Source organism: Paraburkholderia piptadeniae (assembly GCF_900007165.1).
Classification (GTDB): domain Bacteria; phylum Pseudomonadota; class Gammaproteobacteria; order Burkholderiales; family Burkholderiaceae; genus Paraburkholderia; species Paraburkholderia piptadeniae.
In genome coordinates this window covers 72,539-89,688 of sequence record NZ_CYGY02000056.1, presented here as the reverse complement: position 1 = coordinate 89,688, position 17,150 = coordinate 72,539, and the positions used below count along the sequence as shown (strand labels likewise).

The 17,150-nt window shown below is 63.3% G+C and carries 20 protein-coding genes; 14 read left to right on the top strand and 6 right to left on the bottom strand.

Features of this window, described 5'->3' with window-relative positions:
* The gene (gene cyoC, locus BN2476_RS28090; protein WP_087737489.1) at positions 1 to 612 is read left to right on the top strand and encodes a cytochrome o ubiquinol oxidase subunit III; all 612 of its coding nucleotides are present in this window, start codon (positions 1 to 3) and stop codon (positions 610 to 612) included.
* A complete protein-coding gene (gene cyoD / locus BN2476_RS28085) occupies positions 609 to 992 on the top strand; it encodes a cytochrome o ubiquinol oxidase subunit IV (protein WP_087737488.1) in 384 nt (127 codons plus the stop codon). The genes cyoC and cyoD overlap by 4 nt, the downstream gene beginning before the upstream one ends.
* Positions 993 to 1,144: 152 nt before the next feature.
* Here the strand turns inward: cyoD and BN2476_RS28080 are convergent, their stop codons facing one another.
* Together BN2476_RS28080 and BN2476_RS28075 are read right to left on the bottom strand one after the other, a co-directional pair.
* Positions 1,145 to 1,564, bottom strand: a complete 420-nt coding sequence (locus BN2476_RS28080; protein ID WP_087737487.1) for a DUF934 domain-containing protein — start codon at positions 1,562 to 1,564, stop codon at positions 1,145 to 1,147.
* Positions 1,561 to 3,351 carry a nitrite/sulfite reductase gene (locus BN2476_RS28075; protein WP_087737486.1) on the bottom strand — a complete coding sequence of 597 codons (1,791 nt, stop codon included), beginning with the start codon at positions 3,349 to 3,351 and terminating at the stop codon, positions 1,561 to 1,563. Before BN2476_RS28075 ends, BN2476_RS28080 begins: the two co-directional genes overlap by 4 nt.
* A gap of 273 nt (positions 3,352 to 3,624) precedes the next feature.
* Here BN2476_RS28075 and BN2476_RS28070 point away from each other — a divergent pair, with 273 nt between their 5' ends.
* The 5 genes from BN2476_RS28070 (at position 3,625) to BN2476_RS28050 (ending at position 8,456) form a co-directional block, all read left to right on the top strand.
* A complete protein-coding gene (locus BN2476_RS28070) occupies positions 3,625 to 3,957 on the top strand; it encodes a DUF2322 family protein (RefSeq protein WP_087737485.1) in 333 nt (110 codons plus the stop codon).
* A gap of 327 nt (positions 3,958 to 4,284) precedes the next feature.
* The gene (locus tag BN2476_RS28065) at positions 4,285 to 5,283 is read left to right on the top strand and encodes a 2-keto-3-deoxygluconate permease (RefSeq protein ID WP_087737484.1); all 999 of its coding nucleotides are present in this window, start codon (positions 4,285 to 4,287) and stop codon (positions 5,281 to 5,283) included.
* Positions 5,280 to 6,551, top strand: coding sequence for a four-carbon acid sugar kinase family protein (locus BN2476_RS28060; RefSeq protein WP_087737483.1), 1,272 nt, complete (start codon positions 5,280 to 5,282; stop codon positions 6,549 to 6,551). The genes BN2476_RS28065 and BN2476_RS28060 overlap by 4 nt, the downstream gene beginning before the upstream one ends.
* A 49-nt stretch (positions 6,552 to 6,600) precedes the next feature.
* On the top strand, positions 6,601 to 7,599 hold the full coding sequence (pdxA, locus tag BN2476_RS28055; protein WP_087737482.1) for a 4-hydroxythreonine-4-phosphate dehydrogenase PdxA: 999 nt from the start codon (positions 6,601 to 6,603) through the stop codon (positions 7,597 to 7,599).
* 89 nt (positions 7,600 to 7,688) lie between these two features.
* Positions 7,689 to 8,456, top strand: a complete 768-nt coding sequence (locus BN2476_RS28050; RefSeq protein WP_087737481.1) for a DeoR/GlpR family DNA-binding transcription regulator — start codon at positions 7,689 to 7,691, stop codon at positions 8,454 to 8,456.
* A gap of 58 nt (positions 8,457 to 8,514) precedes the next feature.
* On the opposite strand, the gene BN2476_RS28045 is transcribed toward BN2476_RS28050, so the two are convergent.
* Together BN2476_RS28045 and BN2476_RS28040 are read right to left on the bottom strand one after the other, a co-directional pair.
* On the bottom strand, positions 8,515 to 9,300 hold the full coding sequence (locus BN2476_RS28045) for an aldolase (protein ID WP_087737480.1): 786 nt from the start codon (positions 9,298 to 9,300) through the stop codon (positions 8,515 to 8,517).
* A gap of 42 nt (positions 9,301 to 9,342) precedes the next feature.
* Entirely contained in the window at positions 9,343 to 10,047 is a 705-nt protein-coding gene (locus tag BN2476_RS28040; RefSeq protein ID WP_087737479.1) for a haloacid dehalogenase type II, read from the bottom strand.
* A gap of 116 nt (positions 10,048 to 10,163) precedes the next feature.
* Here BN2476_RS28040 and BN2476_RS28035 point away from each other — a divergent pair, with 116 nt between their 5' ends.
* From BN2476_RS28035 to BN2476_RS28025, 3 genes are all read left to right on the top strand, one after another.
* Positions 10,164 to 11,012, top strand: a complete 849-nt coding sequence (locus BN2476_RS28035; protein ID WP_087737478.1) for a LysR family transcriptional regulator — start codon at positions 10,164 to 10,166, stop codon at positions 11,010 to 11,012.
* A gap of 88 nt (positions 11,013 to 11,100) precedes the next feature.
* On the top strand, positions 11,101 to 12,075 hold the full coding sequence (locus BN2476_RS28030) for a cysteine synthase A (protein ID WP_087737477.1): 975 nt from the start codon (positions 11,101 to 11,103) through the stop codon (positions 12,073 to 12,075).
* Positions 12,076 to 12,294: 219 nt separating this feature from the next.
* Entirely contained in the window at positions 12,295 to 12,780 is a 486-nt protein-coding gene (locus BN2476_RS28025) for an aminoacyl-tRNA deacylase (RefSeq protein ID WP_087737476.1), read from the top strand.
* Between the two features lie 78 nt (positions 12,781 to 12,858).
* Here the strand turns inward: BN2476_RS28025 and BN2476_RS28020 are convergent, their stop codons facing one another.
* Both BN2476_RS28020 and BN2476_RS46615 read right to left on the bottom strand, forming a co-directional pair.
* Positions 12,859 to 13,539, bottom strand: coding sequence for a hypothetical protein (locus tag BN2476_RS28020; protein ID WP_087737475.1), 681 nt, complete (start codon positions 13,537 to 13,539; stop codon positions 12,859 to 12,861).
* 232 nt (positions 13,540 to 13,771) lie between these two features.
* On the bottom strand, positions 13,772 to 13,942 hold the full coding sequence (locus BN2476_RS46615) for a hypothetical protein (protein WP_160111764.1): 171 nt from the start codon (positions 13,940 to 13,942) through the stop codon (positions 13,772 to 13,774).
* 219 nt (positions 13,943 to 14,161) lie between these two features.
* On the opposite strand from BN2476_RS46615, the gene BN2476_RS28015 reads away from it, so the two are divergent.
* The 4 genes from BN2476_RS28015 to BN2476_RS28000 all read left to right on the top strand — a co-directional run bounded on the left by BN2476_RS28015 (position 14,162) and on the right by BN2476_RS28000 (position 17,029).
* Positions 14,162 to 14,632 (top strand): universal stress protein, encoded by a 471-nt coding sequence (locus tag BN2476_RS28015; protein WP_087737474.1) that lies wholly within the window; start codon positions 14,162 to 14,164, stop codon positions 14,630 to 14,632.
* Between the two features lie 129 nt (positions 14,633 to 14,761).
* Positions 14,762 to 15,289, top strand: a complete 528-nt coding sequence (locus BN2476_RS28010; RefSeq protein ID WP_087737473.1) for a flavodoxin family protein — start codon at positions 14,762 to 14,764, stop codon at positions 15,287 to 15,289.
* A 114-nt stretch (positions 15,290 to 15,403) separates the two neighbouring features.
* Positions 15,404 to 15,874, top strand: a complete 471-nt coding sequence (locus BN2476_RS28005; RefSeq protein ID WP_087737472.1) for a universal stress protein — start codon at positions 15,404 to 15,406, stop codon at positions 15,872 to 15,874.
* Between the two features lie 408 nt (positions 15,875 to 16,282).
* Complete coding sequence (locus BN2476_RS28000) at positions 16,283 to 17,029, top strand: glucose 1-dehydrogenase (RefSeq protein ID WP_087737471.1); 747 nt, start codon at positions 16,283 to 16,285, stop codon at positions 17,027 to 17,029.
* The last annotated feature ends 121 nt before the right edge of the window (positions 17,030 to 17,150 follow it).

The window sequence follows — 17,150 nt, the reverse complement described above, 5'->3', positions numbered from 1 at the left end:
ATGACCAGTGTTTCAACCTACCGGGCCCGCGATCATCACGACAGTCACGGCCACGACGACGGAACCCGCACCACGCTCGGGTTCTGGATCTACCTGATGAGCGACTGCCTCATCTTCGCGACGCTGTTCGCGACCTTCGGCGTGCTCGCCAATGCAACGGCGGGCGGGCCTTCGGGCAGGCAACTGTTCGAATTGCCCTACGTGCTGGGCGAGACCTTGCTGCTGCTCGCGAGCAGCTTCACGTTCGGCATGGGCATGTTGAGCGCGCACGCGAACCAGCGCGGAAAGGTAATTCGCTGGCTCGCCGTGACTTTCGTTCTGGGCGCGGCATTCATCGGCATGGAGGTTTATGAGTTCGCCAAGCTGGTGAGCGACGGCGCAGGCCCTTCGACGAGTGCGTTCCTGTCGAGCTACTTCGTGCTCGTCGGCACGCATGGATTGCACGTGACGAGCGGTCTGCTGTGGATCGTCGTGATGATGCATCAGATCAGCCGATTCGGGCTCACGCCGGTGACGCGGCGGCGCATTGCGTGTCTGAGTCTCTTTTGGCACTTCCTCGATCTCGTATGGATCTGCGTGTTCAGCCTTGTCTATCTGCGTGAGTTTCTATGAGCAAATCATCTCATTCGAACGTTGCGCATGCGCGCGTTCATCATGCGTCGCACGGCAGCGTGAAGAGCTATGTCGTCGGCATGCTGTTGTCGCTCGTGCTGACCTTTGCTTCGTTTGGCGTCGTCATGACGCATGCCGTTCCAAAGTCGATGGGGCTGACGGCTGTGGTCGTGCTGTGTGTCGTGCAACTCGTCGTGCAGCTGAAGTACTTCCTGCACCTCGGTTCAGCCGACGATCAGCGCGCGAATACGGCGATATTCGTCTGTACCGCGTTGGCGATCGTCATCATCGTCGCGGGTTCGCTTTGGGTCATTCACAACGCGAACATCAATATGATGCCGACGCAGATCACGATCGAGCGTGCGCTTGCGCGTGACTGACGTGTGGCGAAACATGCCGGGCCGGTGAGTTGTATCGGCCCGGCATGCGAAGCCGAAGGAAATAAAAATTGCCGCGATGCGTCGATGCGCATCGCGGCAATATCTATTTGCAGACTGTGCTGTGTGCGCACCTGTCATTGCGCGCGGGATCTTCAGGCGTTCGCTTTCACTTCCTGCTCGTGACGCCGAAACGGCGCATCGCGAACCACATCTCCTTGATAAAAGGACGCGAAGCGATCGAGTTGCCGTTGCGCGTCGCCTGAATCGACGCCTTCTTTGAGCACAGCGCTCGAGAAGCCCGTTCGCTCCATCTGGATCAGCTGATCTGCGAGTACATCGCCCGTTGCGCGCAAATCGCCCGTGAAGCCGAGCCGCCGCCGTATCAGATACGCCTGGCTAAAGGCTCTGCCGTCCGTGAAGCTCGGAAAGTGAAGTTCGACGCGCTGCGCTTGCGCAATCGCGTCGCGGTGATCGAGCGGATCGGCGTCGTTATCGAGCGCGACGATGGGATCGACGACATCCGTGAGATGCGCGGCCGGGTCGAGAAGCCGGATGCGTGCGTTGCCGTTCATGCCGGAACCTCCATCGGTGTGCGCGCCGCATTTGCGGCGGCCTTGAACGGATCGAGGCCCACGCGCCGCACGGTTTCGATGAAGGTCTCACCGTGCAGGCCATTTGCGTGTCTGCGTTCGACATAGGTTCGCAGCACCGCTTCGATCACGTCGGGCACTTCGTGCGCCGAGAACGACGGGCCGATCACCTTGCCCGGCTGCGCATCGCCGCTTGCGTACGATCCATCGGACCCGCCCAGCGTGACCTGATACCACTCGGCGCCGTCCTTATCCACTCCGAGAATGCCGATATGTCCGCTATGGTGATGCCCGCACGAATTGATGCAGCCGCTGATGTGCAGATCGACTTCGCCGATGTCTTCGAGTTCGTCGAGGTCTTGATAGCGCTCCGTGATCGCCTGTGCGATGGGCAGCGAGCGTGCGTTGGCGAGTGCGCAGAAGTCGCCGCCGGGGCACGCGATCATGTCCGTCAGCAGATGCACGTTCGCGCTCGCGAGACCCACGCTGAGTGCGGCTTTCCACAACGCGAGCAGATCGTTTTCATGAACCCACGGAAGCACGATGTTCTGCGTATGCGTCACGCGCGCCTCACCTGCCGAATACTGGTCCACGAGGTCCGCGACGCGATCGAGCTGATCAGCCGATGCGTCGCCCGGTGCCTGAAGCAGACGCTTGAACGACAACGTGACGATCCGCAGCGACGGATCTTTGTGAAGCGCGACGTTGCGCTCCAGCCAGCGCGCGAATTGCGGATTCTGCTGGGCAGTATCGTGCAGTTGCTCGCGCGCATTTGCGTCCGACGTCTCATGGGGCGCAGAAACGGAAGGCGGCACGAAATACGCACTGACGCGCGCCAGTTCTTCTTGCGGAATCGTATGCGGTCCGCCGTCATGCTCGACGATCTGGCGGAACTCTTCTTCCACTTCGTCGATGTACTTCTGGCCTTCCGCCTTCACGAGAATCTTGATGCGCGCCTTGTACTTGTTGTCGCGCCGTCCGTACTGGTTATAGACGCGCACGACGGCCTCGATGTAATTCATGATGTGCTGCCACGGCAAGAACTCGCGCAGCACCGTGCCGATGACGGGCGTGCGTCCCATGCCGCCGCCCACCGTCACGCGAAAGCCCAGGTCGCCGTGTTCGTCGTAGCGAAGGCGAAGCCCGACGTCATGCCAGTCCGTCGCCGCGCGATCGTCGCTTGCGCCCGTAATCGCAATCTTGAACTTGCGAGGCAGAAAAGCGAACTCGGGGTGCAGCGTCGTCCACTGACGCATGATCTCCGCGAAAGGGCGCGGGTCTGCGATTTCATCGGGCGCGACGCCCGCGCGTTCATCGCAGGAGATGTTGCGGATGCAGTTGCCGCTCGTCTGAATGCCGTGCATGTTGACGGTTGCGAGCAGGTCCATCACGTCGGCCGCTTTCGCGAGCGGAATCCAGTTGAACTGTACGTTGGTGCGCGTCGTGAAGTGCGCATGATGCGTTGGAAGACGAACGGTGCCGAGCTTGCGCTGCGTGTCGAGCGCGCGTCGGTAGACGTCTTCTTCCGGCGCGTCGAATTCGCGCGCGACACGGGCGAGCACGCGAAGCTGCGCGCTCGACAGCTCGCCATAAGGAACGGCCACGCGCAACATCGGCGCGTGCCGCTGCACGTACCAGCCGTTTTGCAGGCGCAATGGACGGAATGCGTCTTCACTCAATCGGCCGTCCTGCCAGCGTTCGATCTGGTCGCGGAACTGCGCGGCGCGATTCAGCAGGAAGGCTTTATCAAACTCGTTGTACTGGTACATGGCTGATGTCGAGGGCATGCGCTTCACGCGCAGTGTCCGGCGATGCCGAACACTTCTATCCCAATGTGAAATGTGCTTTCAAATCTACTGGTCGATGCATTGGCCGGCAAGACGCAGATGACGCGAAATCGATAGCAGCAGATGAGAAAGACGACGCGTGCGCTATGTCATGACTTTTCCCGCAGACGACTCGCGTGTCGAAGCGATCGAATAAAAGCGATCGGATAAAATGCGGGCCCACACGTTATATCCCGAACCGACGGAGCGTATTCAGTGATTCAACCGAGCAACGTATTCAAGGACAACCTCGCGCAACTGCCGGGCATCGACGGCATCGAGCGCATCGAACTGGTCGACGGCAAGGGCGCCATCGTGGCAAGCATCGAGAACAAGCCGGGCAAGCAGGGCTCGTTGGCGGTCTATCACTATCTGCGGCAGGCGTTTGGTTCGCTCGATGCGAAGGCCGCGGAACATGGCCTCGCCGTGTTCGCCGAGCATACGGCCGATGCGCGCAATCGGCCGGGCGCGCACCCGAACGTCGATCGTCTGCTGGAAATCGCGGCGGGTGGCGAAGCGCTGCGTATCGACGTCATCGCAGCGGCGTAAGCGCTAGTGGTGTGAAGGAGCACGGGGGCGCGTTTTCAGATTGCGATTCCGTCTGAACTGAAAGGCCGCAAGCCGTTCTTCTACATGAAGACAGGCGGCCCCGATGACGGGGCCGCCTGTCTTTTTTTATTCCGCTGCGTCGCGCGCTCGCGCCTTCTTCCGCTCACCGTCCAAAATGATCGTTTCGATCAAATTGATTGACTGATTTGCGCAATTATTTGAAAGCAACTACACTGCGGACTGATCGTTTCGATCTAATGGTGAGTGTTTCAATCAAAAATCGCGGCTTGGACGCGACTGACGAACAAAACCAGGAAGGAGACTCGCATGGTTCAGATTCCCATCAAGCGCTCGATCGAGCGCGTTCCAGGCGGCATGATGATCGTGCCGTTGCTCATCGGCGCGCTAGTGGCGACGTTCATGCCGGGCATGCCGAAATTCTTCGGTTCGTTCACCAGCGCGCTCTTTACAGGTGCGCTGCCGATCCTCGCTGTGTTCTACGTCTGCATGGGCGCGAGCATCGACGTCAAGGCGACGCCGTATCTGATGAAAAAGGGCGGCGCGCTGCTGGTCACGAAGGTGGGCGCGGCTGTGATCATCGGCGTGATTCTCGGGCACATGATCGGCGAGCAGCCGGTTTCGTCGGGGCTCTTCGCGGGCATCTCGACGCTGGCCGTCGTCGCCGCGATGAACGACACGAACGGCGGCCTCTACATGGCGCTGATGGGCCAATATGGCCGCTCGGAAGACGTCGGCGCCTATACGCTGATGTCGCTCGAATCGGGCCCGTTCCTGACGATGGTGACGCTGGGCGTCGCGGGTCTGTCGGCGTTCCCGTGGCAGACGCTGGTCGGCAGCATTCTGCCGCTTGCGCTCGGCATGCTGCTCGGCAACCTGGACCGCGACATGCGCGACTTCCTCGCGAAGGCCGTCCCCGTGATGATTCCATTCTTCGCGCTTGCGCTCGGCGCCGGTCTCGATCTGCACAAGGTGTGGCAAGCTGGACTGCTGGGCATCGGCCTCGGTATCGCCGTCGTGATCGTGACGGGCATTCCGCTGTATTTCGCCGACCGCCTGACGGGCGGCACGGGCGTCGCCGGCGTGGCGGCGGCCAATACGGCGGGTAATGCAGCCGCCGTGCCGGCGCTCGTCGCCGCGGCGAACCCCGTGTACAACGAAGCGGCGAAAAGCGCGACCTTGCTGGTTGCCGCGTGCGTCGTCGTGACGGCCATCCTGTCGCCGATCCTGACCTCGGCGATCGCGAAGCGCTATCAGCAGCGCAATGAACGCGCTCGCACGGAGAATCGCCAAGGGCTGGCACGATGAAGATTCTGATCATTGCGGACGACCTGTCGGGTGCCGCGGACTGCGCGATCGGATTCGCGAGCGCCGGCCATCGGACGGTCGTCACGCTCGATGCGCAGCGCACGCAGGCGCATGACGGCGCCGACACGATCGCCATCGATACGGACACGCGCCGTCTCGCGCCTCACGATGCGGCGGCGCGCACGTCGGCCGCCTATGCGGAAATGAGCGCGCGCGACCAGCGCCTCTACAAGAAAATCGACTCGACATTGCGCGGCAACTGGGCCGCCGAAGTCGCGGGCCTGCAAGCGCTCGCGGGCATGGCGATCGTCGCGCCCGCGTTCCCCGCGACGGGCCGCACGGTGCGCGGCGGCTGTGTCTACGTGTACGGCGAGCCGCTCGAAGAGACGGCCACGTGGAAGCTGGAACACGCGGGACTGCCTGCCGATATCGCCACGCAACTCGAGTCGGCCGGTCTGAAAACGGACCGGCTCGACGCCGAAGCGTTGCGCGACGAACCTGAGACGCTCGCTGTGTGCATCGGCGCGATGGCCGCGAATGGCGTGCAGGCGCTGATCGTCGATACGCAGAGCGAGCAGTCGCTGCGCGCGCTCGCTCAAGCGACACTGCACGGCGACGCGCCGTTCTTCTGGGTCGGCTCGGGCGGACTTGCGCGCGAGATCGCCGCGCTGAACCCGCGCAACGGCGCAACCGGCCGCAAGCCGGACGTTGCGCCGTTTCCCGGCGGTCCGATCCTGATTCTCGTCGGCAGCCTGTCGGCTGTCAGCGAGCGGCAGTGCGCAATGCTGCGCGAACGTGGCGGCGTCGAAGAACTGGTGGTGCCGCCTGCCGTGTTGCGGGAAGGCAAAAGCCATCGCGACTGGCGCGCATTGCAGGAGCAGATCGGCGTGTCGTTGCAGGCGGGTGTCGATCTGCTGCTGCGAATCGGCCGCGACGATGCATTCGATCCCGCCGAAGGCGCGCAACTTTCGACGGCGCTCGCCGCGCTCGTCGAGCCGCACTTCACGAAGACGGGCGGGCTGATCGCGACGGGCGGCGAGACGGCGCGCGCGATGCTCGCGGCCGCACATATCGGCAGTCTGCAATTGCTGGCCGAAGTCGAAGCGGGCGTCGCCGTCGGCCGGCCGCTTGGCGCAGCGCGCACGCATTGCCCCGGCGTCGTGACGAAGGCGGGTGCATTCGGCACCGATCACGCGTTGTACGCTGCGTGGCTGACGCTGCGTAACGAAATCGAACCGGAAACAGAACCGGACGTCGTCCCGCATTGACGTCCGTGCATGAACAGAATCAAACCTTGAAGCCTGACGAGATCACATCATGAGCAACTACCTTCCTGTAATCGGCATCACGATGGGCGATGCAGCCGGCGTTGGCGCGGAAGTCGTCGTCAAGAGCCTTGCGCATTCGTCCGTCTACGCGCAATGCCGTCCGCTCGTGATCGGCGATGCAAAGCGCCTCGAGCGCGCGAATCGGATCGTCGGCGGCGAGATGAAGATTCGCCGCATCGGCGATGCAGCGGAAGCGCGCTACGAGCAGGGCACGATCGACTGCATCGACCTCGGCCTGATTCCCGACGACCTGCCGTTCGGCAAGCTGTCTGCGCTGGCCGGCGATGCCGCTTACCAATACATCAAGCGCGCCGTCGAACTCGCGCAGGCGGGCAAGATCGACGCGATCTGCACCGCGCCGCTCAACAAGGAAGCGCTGCATGCGGGCGGCCACAAGTACCCGGGCCACACGGAAATGCTCGCGCACCTGACGGGTGTCGAAGAAGTGTCGATGATGCTCGTCGCGCCGCAACTGCGCGTGATTCACGTGACGACGCATATCGGCATCATTGACGCGATCCGCAAGATCGAGCCGGGTCTCGTGCAGCGGACCATCGAACGCGGCCACGCGACGCTCGTGAAGGCGGGCATCGAGAAGCCGCGCATCGGCGTGTGCGGGATCAATCCGCATGCGGGCGAGAACGGCCTGTTCGGCTACGGCGAAGAGGAAGAGAAGATCATTCCCGCCATCAAGGTGCTGCAGGAGCGCGGCCTCGACGTGACGGGCCCGCTGCCCGCCGACACGCTGTTCTTCCGCGCGGGCCGCGGCGACTTCGATCTGGTGGTCGCGATGTATCACGACCAGGGCCACGGCCCCGTGAAGGTGCTCGGCCTCGAAGCGGGCGTGAACGTGACGGTGGGGCTCGAAGTGATCCGCACATCGGTCGATCACGGCACGGCGTTCGATATCGCGGGCAAGGGCATCGTCGATGAAGGCAGCATGCTCGAAGCGCTGCGTCAGGGTGCGGAACTGGCGACGCGCCGTTAATCGAATCGAGGCGCGCTACGCATGGCCTCGATGCCGTGCGCGCGCATCGCTGGTGTAAGATCGAGACCCTTTCTCACGCTGCTGCCGATGTGAAAAAAACGACTGACCGTCATCAGGCGATTCTTGAGCTTGTTCGTACGCGCGATGCCAACGTCGAGGAGTTGTGCGCCGCGCTTGGTGTATCGGAAGCGACGATCCGGCGCGACCTGACCGCGCTCGCAAAACAGCGGAGGCTCGTGCGCACGTATGGCGGCGCGACGGCGCTGGTCGGCGTGCATGAACCGGAAGCGTCGCTCGAAGAACGCAAGGCCGCACAGAGCGAGCAAAAGGAAGCGATTGCGCAGGCGGCTGCCGCGCATGTCCGCGAGGGCGACACGGTGCTGCTCGACGGCGGAACGACGTGTGCCGCGCTCGCGCGCCATCTGTGCGCGCGAGAAAACCTGCATGTGGTGACGAACAACCTGCTCGCGGTGACGTCGCTCGCGAATGCGCCGGGCGTGCGGCTCACGCTGATCGGCGGCGAGTTGCGCGGGTCGAGCATGAGTACGCTCGGGCCGCTTGCCGAACTGATCCTGAGCCGCTTGACCGTCGATCGCGCGTTTCTCGGCGCGGACGGTGTCGTCGCGGGTTTCGGCCTGTGCGAGACGACGGCTCAGCAGGCATATCTGAAAGAATGCATCGTGGCCCGCGCGGCCGAGATCATCGTGCTCGCGGATTCGGCCAAGCTAGGGCGCGCGCGTCAGCAGCATTGGACGCCCATTCAGCGCGACTGGCGGCTCATTACTTCTGCGACGGCGACCGAGGAACTGTTGGCGCCGTTTCGCGCGCTGCCCGAAGTGACGGTAGAAGTCGCGTGAAAGGGATGCCCGCGACGGGCGTCACTGGCGTGAACAAAGCCGTTGCGGACATCAGCCGTTACCTGTCGAACGGATTCCCCGCGTCGCGCAAGCGACGCATTCCGCTGTCCAGATGCGCACGCGCGCTTTCCTTGTCGCCCAGCCTCATCTGCTCGTATGGGCGTTGCGCGACGTCGTGCGGCACGGCCTTGAGCGGACGATTGCTCTGCATCGCCTTGAGCTGCACTTCGGCGGCTCGTTCCAGATAGTACAGATCGTCCCACGCTTCGGCGATGCTCGCGCCCGCGACCATCACGCCGTGATTCTTCAGGAACAGGATGTCCGCTTCGCCCATTGCCTTAGCGATGCGATCGCCTTCCGAATTGTCGAGCGCGAGGCCGTTGTACTGCTCGTCGACGGCGGTGCGGCCATAGAACTTCAGCGCCGTCTGTCCAAGCCATAACAGCGGCGGACCTTCGATCAGGCACAGCGTGGTCGCGTTCGGCATATGCGTGTGAAACGCGGCCTTCACGCGCGGCATCGCGCGATGCAGGCGCGCGTGGATATAAAAGGCGGTCGCTTCGGGCTGGCCGTCGCCGTCGATCACGTTGCCGTCGAAATCGCAGATCAAAAGCCTTGACGCCGTGATCTCCGAAAACGCAAAGCCGTATGGATTGACGAAGAAGAGATCGTCGTGCCCCGGCACGACTGCCGAAAAGTGATTGCACACCCCTTCTTCGAAGCCGTATTGCGCAGCCAGCTGAAAGCAGGCCGCGAGTTCGACGCGAGCGGCGCGCACGGCGTCCGAGTCGAGCGTCGCGCGGCGCGAGACAGCCGTGGTCCTGACGTTGAGCGTATGAGCCATGAAGGGCGATCCTCTTGCCGTTTGATGTTCACCAGCCGATATTCACCAGCCAGGCGATGCGAAGAGCGGCGGCACGCGGTCGAGCGTCGGCACGGTTGCGTCGGGCGTGTAGTCGGACAAGAGCTTGCGCCCCGTGCCGCGATCGATCCACACACATCGAAAGCCGATATCGCGCGCGGCCGCATGATCCAGATGCGGGCTTGCGCAGATATGCACCACGTCGTCGCGCGATACGCCGAGCTGTTCGTGAGCATAGTCGAAAAGCCGGCGGTCCGGCTTGTACGCACCCGCTTGCTGCGCAGTGATCACACGATCGATATGGCCACCGAGTTGCGCGACGTTGCCTGCGATCACGTCATCGTCGGTGTTCGATACGATGCATAGACGATAGCCCTTTTCCTTCAACGCGCGCAACGACTCGACCACTTCGGGAAACGGCGGCATCGCGGAGATGTGGTCGGTGAGCGTGCGGATATCGTTATCGTCCACGCGCAGCCTGAATTCGCCGAGCGCGATACGCAGTGCTTCTCCCGCGACTTCGCGAAAGCTGCGATGAGGCGGCGTCTGTTCGAGCGCATGCTCGTGCCTGTCATAGACGGCGATCAGTTCGCGCGGATCGATCGCCGACGCACCCTTGCTGTCGAGTATTTCCGCGACGGCGCTTTGCAAGCCTTCGTCCCATTGAATCAGCGTGCCGTAGCAGTCGAAGGTCAGCCACGCGGGGCGAGGTGTGTTGTCGAGCGACATGATTCGTTCCTTTGCTGAGGCGTCGAGATGAACAACAGGCTAAGTCCCGCGACCGTTATTGGGAAATTAAATTAAAATGCCACAGTTAGTGGAAATGTAAATATGAGGCGCCAGCCATGCTCGATCTCGATCTGTTGAACACGCTCGTTTGCGTCGTCGACGAGGGCAGTTTCACGCGGGCCGGCGACCGCGTGCATCGCACGCAATCGACCGTCAGCCAGCAGGTGCGGCGTCTCGAAGAGATGGTGGGCCGCACGCTGCTTCTGAGAGACCGCACGGGCAACCAGGTCACGGCAACGGAACACGGCGAACTGCTCGCGCAATACGCGCGGCGGCTGATCGCGCTGTCGCAGGAAGCACAGGACGCGCTCGCGAGCGACGCGTGGCGCACGCCGATCCGCATCGGCGTGCCGGAAGATTTCGACGCGAAGCGTATGGCGTCGATTCTTTCCGGCTTCGTCAGGGAAAGGCCGGAAGCGCGGCTCGAAACCGTCGCGGGCATGAGCGCCGATCTGCACCGCAAGCTGTCGAGCGGCGAGATCGAAATCGCGCTCGTCAAGCGCGAGCCGGGAAGCGGCCAGTGTCTTGCGTCATGGCCCGAGTCGCTGGTGTGGGTGCGCGGCCGCGAGGTCGAAGTGCCCGACGAGGGCGGCGAGCCGATTCCGCTCGCGCTCTTTCCGCAAGGCTGCGTCTATCGGCTGCGCGCAATCCGCTGCCTCGATCAGGCGCAGCGCAGCTGGCGCGTGGCGTTCGGCAGTCACAGCCTGACGGGCATTCAGGCTGCGGTGGCGTCCGGTCTGGGCATTACCGTGCTGCCGACGACAGCCGTTCTTTCCGAGCACAGCGTGTGCTTCGACTTGCCGCGTCTGCCGCCGACGGAGCTTGCGTTGATCAGCGCGGGCGGCACGATGAATGCTACGCAGTCCGCGTTGGTGGACTTCCTGCGCGATGCGGTGACGATCTAGCCGCTTGCGGCGAAACGACCTCGCGAGCGCTTCGCCTATTCTTTCCGTATGGCAGGTCACGCTGCCGACGATTCGAAAGGGGACGCTCATGGCTGTACTGCAAGGTTTCGTCGGATGCATCGGCAATACGCCGCTCATCAGGCTCGCGGCGCTCAGCGAGGAGACCGGCTGCGAAATTCTCGGCAAGGCCGAATTTCTGAATCCGGGCGGTTCCGTGAAAGACCGCGCTGCGCTCTACATCATTCAGGACGCCGAGCGGCGCGGCGCGCTCAAGCCCGGCGGCACGGTCGTCGAAGGGACGGCGGGCAACACGGGCATCGGCCTCGCGCACATTTGCGCGGCGCGGGGCTATCGCAGCGTGATTGTGATTCCCGATACGCAATCGCCCGCGAAAATGGAGCTTTTGCGCGTTCTCGGCGCGGAAGTGCGGCCCGTGCCCGCTGCGCCGTACAAAGACCCGAACAACTATCAGAAGATCGCCGGACGTCTCGCGCAGGAAATGGACAACGCGATCTGGGCCAACCAGTTTGACAATGTGGTGAACCGGCAGGCGCACTACGAGACGACGGGGCCGGAAATCTGGCGCGATACGGCGGGCAAGGTCGATGCGTTCGTATGCTCGACGGGCACGGGCGGCACGCTCGCCGGTGTGAGCCGCTTCCTGAAGGAAAAGAGCCCCGGCGTGCGAATCGTGCTCGCCGATCCGCACGGCAGCGGGCTCTACAGCTTCGTGAAGACGGGGGAAATCAAGGTGGAAGGCAACTCGATCACCGAGGGCATCGGCTCGTCGCGCGTCACGGCAAACCTCGAAGGCACGGCAATCGACGACGCGTGCCGCATCGACGATCAGTCGTGCGTGACGATGGTGTACCGGTTGCTGCGCGAGGAAGGGCTGTATGTCGGCGGATCGACGGGCATCAACGTTGCGGCGGCCGTGTCGCTCGCGCGGCAGATGGGGCCGGGTCATACGATCGTGACGCTGATATGCGACCGCGGCGAGCTGTATCGCAGCCGGCTGTTCAATCTCGAATGGTTGAAGGAAAAGGGGCTGACGCCGGGTTGATGAGCGCCTCGGCGCTACGAGAGGACAAAACGCACCACGACGCGGTGCGGTGCGATGCGACGCGATGCGACGCAATGTGTTTCGGGCGTCGGCTGGCGCCGGGCATGCAGCCCCGCATCATGCTGATGAAGCCAACCTGCTTTTCACCCGCGAGCGAACTATCCTGAAGGATGCAGCCGAACTATTTCCTCTCTCCGTTTGTTCGAAAGGAGGTGCGCCATGTCAATGTCTGCAACGCTCGAGGACTGCCTGCGCAACAAGGGCTCCCAGTACGAAATCCTGCGCCATCCGTACAGCCATTCCAGCATGGAAACGGCGGCGGCCGCTCACATTCCGGGCGATCGTCTCGCGAAGACCGTGCTGTTCGAAGACGAGCAAGGCTATATCGCCGCCGTGCTGCCGTCGACCTATGCGGTGAGGCTATCCGAGCTTTGGTCGAAAACGGGACGCCGCCTTTCGCTCGCCAAAGAAATCGATCTGCGTGAGCTGTTCAAGGACTGCGAATACGGCGCGCTGCCGCCCATATGCGCCGCCTATGGCATGAAAACCTATCTCGACGAAAGCCTGGCCCATCAGCCGGACGTCTACTTCGAGGCGGGCAATCATGAGGAACTGGTGCACATGGACAGCGAGCAGTTCCTCGCGCTGATGGACAGCGCGGAGCGCGCGCATTTCGGACGCCGGATGCACGGGATGACCGTGTGAGCGCGAGCCCCTCGGGGCTGATGTCCGTCCGCCGAACGCGGCTGGCGATGCGGCCAGCCGCGTTCGGCGTCTATCTTTTCATCGCCAGCCATACCCGTAATAGCGCGGCCGATAAACGGGCCACGTAGCCGCGTACTGGGCGGGCACGACCTGCTGCACGACAGGCGGACTTACATAGACGGGCTGATAGACGGGTACGTACTGCACAGGCGGAGGCGGCTGATAAGGCTGAAAGACGACCGTGCCCGGATCTTCGGCGGGTTCGTCGTAGGCGGGCGCCTGGGCATACATGGGCGCGGGCCGATAGCGCGGCCGTGGCGCGGGCGCGTACTGCACGGGCGCTGCTTCGTCCTCATACGCTGGCTGGGTTTGCAGCGCCTGCTGTGCCACGCGCGGCTGACTGACGCGCCTCACCTGGGCGGCGTCGTTACCGGGCGCGCCGGGCGGCAACGGCGGAGGCTGCTGCACCGAGGCTTTCGACGATTGCTTCAGCTGTTCCTTCAGCGACGCATACGTCTCGGCGTCCTCCTTGGCACGGGCGTTGTAGCCGTTGTGATAGGCATCGCTCAGATCCTTCATGCGCGCCTTGTTTTCGTCATCGGCGGTCATCTGCTCTTCGCCCGGATCGAGCGATGCATTGCTGACGCCTCCATTGTCATAGGCCGACTTCGGTCCATCGGCCCACGCGGTAGCGGACAGCAGCGCCGGGACCAGGGTCGCGGTCAAGGCCGCGGACCCCAGCAATGTCCTGATTCTCATGGTTGTTACCTCGCCTGTGGTCGTACACGGCAAACGCAAGTCAATGCCAATGTCCCGTTATGCTCCCCGATCGCATTCCGCCTCCCTGCGGAAACATCCCGAAACGCTTCATGCTGCGCCCTCGTAGTTGCACTATCAGGGCTTCCACCAGGCGTCGCATGGGGCCTGGCTTCATCCAGACGTCAGCATGATGCGATTGAAGTTGCCAGCATTCGCCCGCGCAAGATGCGCTTTAGCACACATAGCGCTTCAGATAATCGGATGTCGAAAGCGAGGCGGACGTGAGCGGGAAATACGGCAGGTGCGCCGCATTGCGCGGCGCCAGGCGCGTAAGGAAGGACGGAGCGCGGGCGAGCGCTTCGATGAGCGCGAGGCTGCTTCCCCCGGCGAGGCGCACGTCCATCACGACGACATGCGTAGAGGAGGTTCGACAGGCCCTCCAGGCCGGATGACGCGCTCGCGCCTCCAGCCCGCGAGTCCATGCCGTCGCGATAAGCGTATGCTGGTCTGGATGGCGTTGGCCTGTATCAATCGGGAGTTCCGTCGCCGAAGGGACACTGTCGTCGCACGTGGGCGACATTGCTCATGTCGGGCAAGGCGTGCGCGTTTCGGGGAGTTCATCATGTATCAACGGATACTGGTTGCGATCGACGGCAGTCCGAGCGCACAACGCGCGCTCGGCGAAGCCGTCAAGCTCGCGCAACTGTCGGGCGGCACGATCGAGGCGCTGTGCGTGCTGGATCGCGGCAAATGGCCCGCTGAAGCGAATCCGCTCAATGCCGAGCCTGGACCCGCCGGACTCGCGAACGACGCGGCTACCGCTGCGCTCGGCGTAGCGGAGCAGATGTTCGCGGAAGCGGGCGTGCGCGGGAGCGTGCGGGCCATCGATGCGTATGCGGAAAACGTGTCCGCCGTGCTCGCGCGGGTCGCTGACGAATACGAAGCCGATCTCATCGTGATGGGCACGCACGGGCGGCGCGGCGTGCAGCGTTTTCTGCTCGGCAGCGTGGCGGAATCGCTGGTCCGGGCGACGGACATACCTGTGCTGATCGTGCGCCACGATTCCTCCGAGCATTCGCCGTCGCCGGCCTGAAGCGGGCGGGTTGGCGGGCCGTGAGCGCATTGCGCGTACGCGATTGATCTGGATCACGAAGGCATCGGGCAAGGCGCCTAAGCTGAATGCAGATGGCGCCGTCGAGGGCGCCTGAATGGAGAACCCGCCATGTCCGCGCAATGCAGGACCCTCGTGGTGTATTACTCGCGCAGCGGCACGACGCGGCGCATCGCGGAGTTGCTTGCATTCGAGCTCGGCGCCGACATCGAAGCGATACGCGAGCCGGGCGCGCATGCGGCGCGTGCGGGGGCGCGCGGCTACGTGCGTTCGCTGATCGATGTGCTGTGCCGCCGGCAAGTCGAGGTGATGCCGCCCATACACGATCTGTCCGTCTACGATGCCGTCGCCGTCGGCTCTCCCGTGTGGGCGAGCCATGCTTGCGCGCCCGCGCTCGCGTGGCTGAAGCAACATGGCGCGACGATCCGGCATCTCGCGCTGTTCTGCTCGCAGGGCGGGAGTGGCAGTGAGTCCGCGCTGGAGCAGATGGCGAAGGCAGCGGGCAAATCACCACTGGCCACGTGCGCGATCACGGCTCGCGATTTGCAGCGGCGCGTCGATGGCACGAAGCGGCAAGGATTCGGGCTCAAGATCAGGCACAAGCTGGCGAAACTGCACGAGGCCGAATGGATGATGTAGGTCGCGCATTTGAACGCGCCGAATGAGTGGTCGGAGCGGTGCGTCACGTCGCTTCAGTTTGATCAACAGGCAGTCACGTTTTCAACGTCCACGAGCACATCAAGGAGGTGCACGATGTACAAGAAGATTCTGGTTGCCGTAGACGGCAGCCACACATCGAAACAGGCGATGCAGGAGGCGGTGAAAATGGCTGCGCTGACGCATGGCACCGTGCATGCCGTCTATGTCGTCGATACGACGCCGCTCTTCAGTTACGCCGGCTATTACGATCCCGTCTCGTTGACGGAGGCGTTGCGCAAGGACGGCGCCACTGCGCTCGAAGGTGCCAGGACGGCGTGCAAGCAGTCGGATGTCGAATGCGCTGTCGAACTCGTCGAGACGGAACGCCTGAGCGACGACGTCGCACAGACGCTGCAACATTGCGCCGAGCGTATCGGCGCCGATGTCGTCGTGCTCGGAACGCACGGCCGCAGAGGCGTCAAGCGGATCGTGCTGGGCAGCGTCGCCGAACGCTTCGTGCGGTTCTCGCAGTGTCCCGTGCTGCTCGTTCGCGGCAGCGAGGAAGAAACTGAAGCCGAAGCGTGAAAGCTCTCGCGACGGATGTGATCGCGCGCGACTGATCACTGAAGATTCGTAAGCCTGCGCGTGTTCGACTCATGGCGCCTGTTCCACCTGGGGCGCGAGCGGAACGGGCGTATCGGCGAGCCGCAGCGTACGCTGAAGCGCACGGCCCGGCATCGAGTTCGAAGCAACCGGGTCGATCATGGCGCTCTCCACGATGGCAAACGCAATACAGGCCGATTGTGCTACCGATCAGCGTTGCCGGTTTGATCAACGCTGTGCCGATTGTTCGGCGATTCCTGCCAGTCAATTCGTCTCGAGCCGCTTTATCGCGGGAGATGGGGTGTTTAGATTTGCTCCATCGCCGGGGCGGACGGTTATGGAAACCGTCTGTCCTGTCGCCAGGTATCGCACAACTTGAAGGAGGACGATATGAGCAGGCTCGCAGGTAAGGTCGCGGTGGTCACGGGCGCATCGAAGGGTATCGGAGCGGGTATCGCGAAAGCGCTGGCGGCAGAGGGCGCTTCCGTGGTCGTGAATTACGCAAGCAGCAAGGCGGCCGCCGATGCCGTCGTCGCCGGCATCACCGCCGCAAACGGCAAGGCGATCGCGGTTCGCGGCGATGTGTCGAAAGCAGCGGACGCGCAAGGCATCGTCGATGCCGCCATCGAAACGTATGGGCGACTCGATATCGTCGTCAACAATTCAGGCATTTACGAGTTCGCGCCGATCGAAGAGATCACGGAAGAGCATTTCCACAAGCAGTTCAATACGAACGTGCTCGGCGTGCTGCTCACGACGCAGGCAGCGGTGAAGCATCTCGGCGAAGGCGCGAGCATCATCAACGTGAGTTCGGTGGCCAGCAGCATCACGCCTCCCGAAACGGCTGTGTATAGCGGCACGAAAGGCGCCGTCGACGCGATCACGGGCGTGCTCGCGCGCGAGTTGGGTCCGAGGAAGATTCGCGTCAATGCGATCAATCCGGGCTTCGTCGTCACGGAAGGGACACACGACGCCGGCATCGTCGGCTCGGATTTCGAAGCGATGGCGCTCAGCCAGACTCCACTTGGCCGTGCGGGCCAGCCGGACGACATCGCATCGATCGCCGTGTTCCTTGCCTCCGACGACGCACGCTGGTTGACGGGCGAACATCTGATAGCAAGCGGCGGCATGCGCTGAGCGCGATTGCCGTGCATGGCACGGCCCGGATCGATCGCGATCCGGGCGGGCTGCGCGCATGACCGGTCATCTCACGCGGATCATCGAACCACTGTCAGGCCAAAGGACACATACGTCCTTT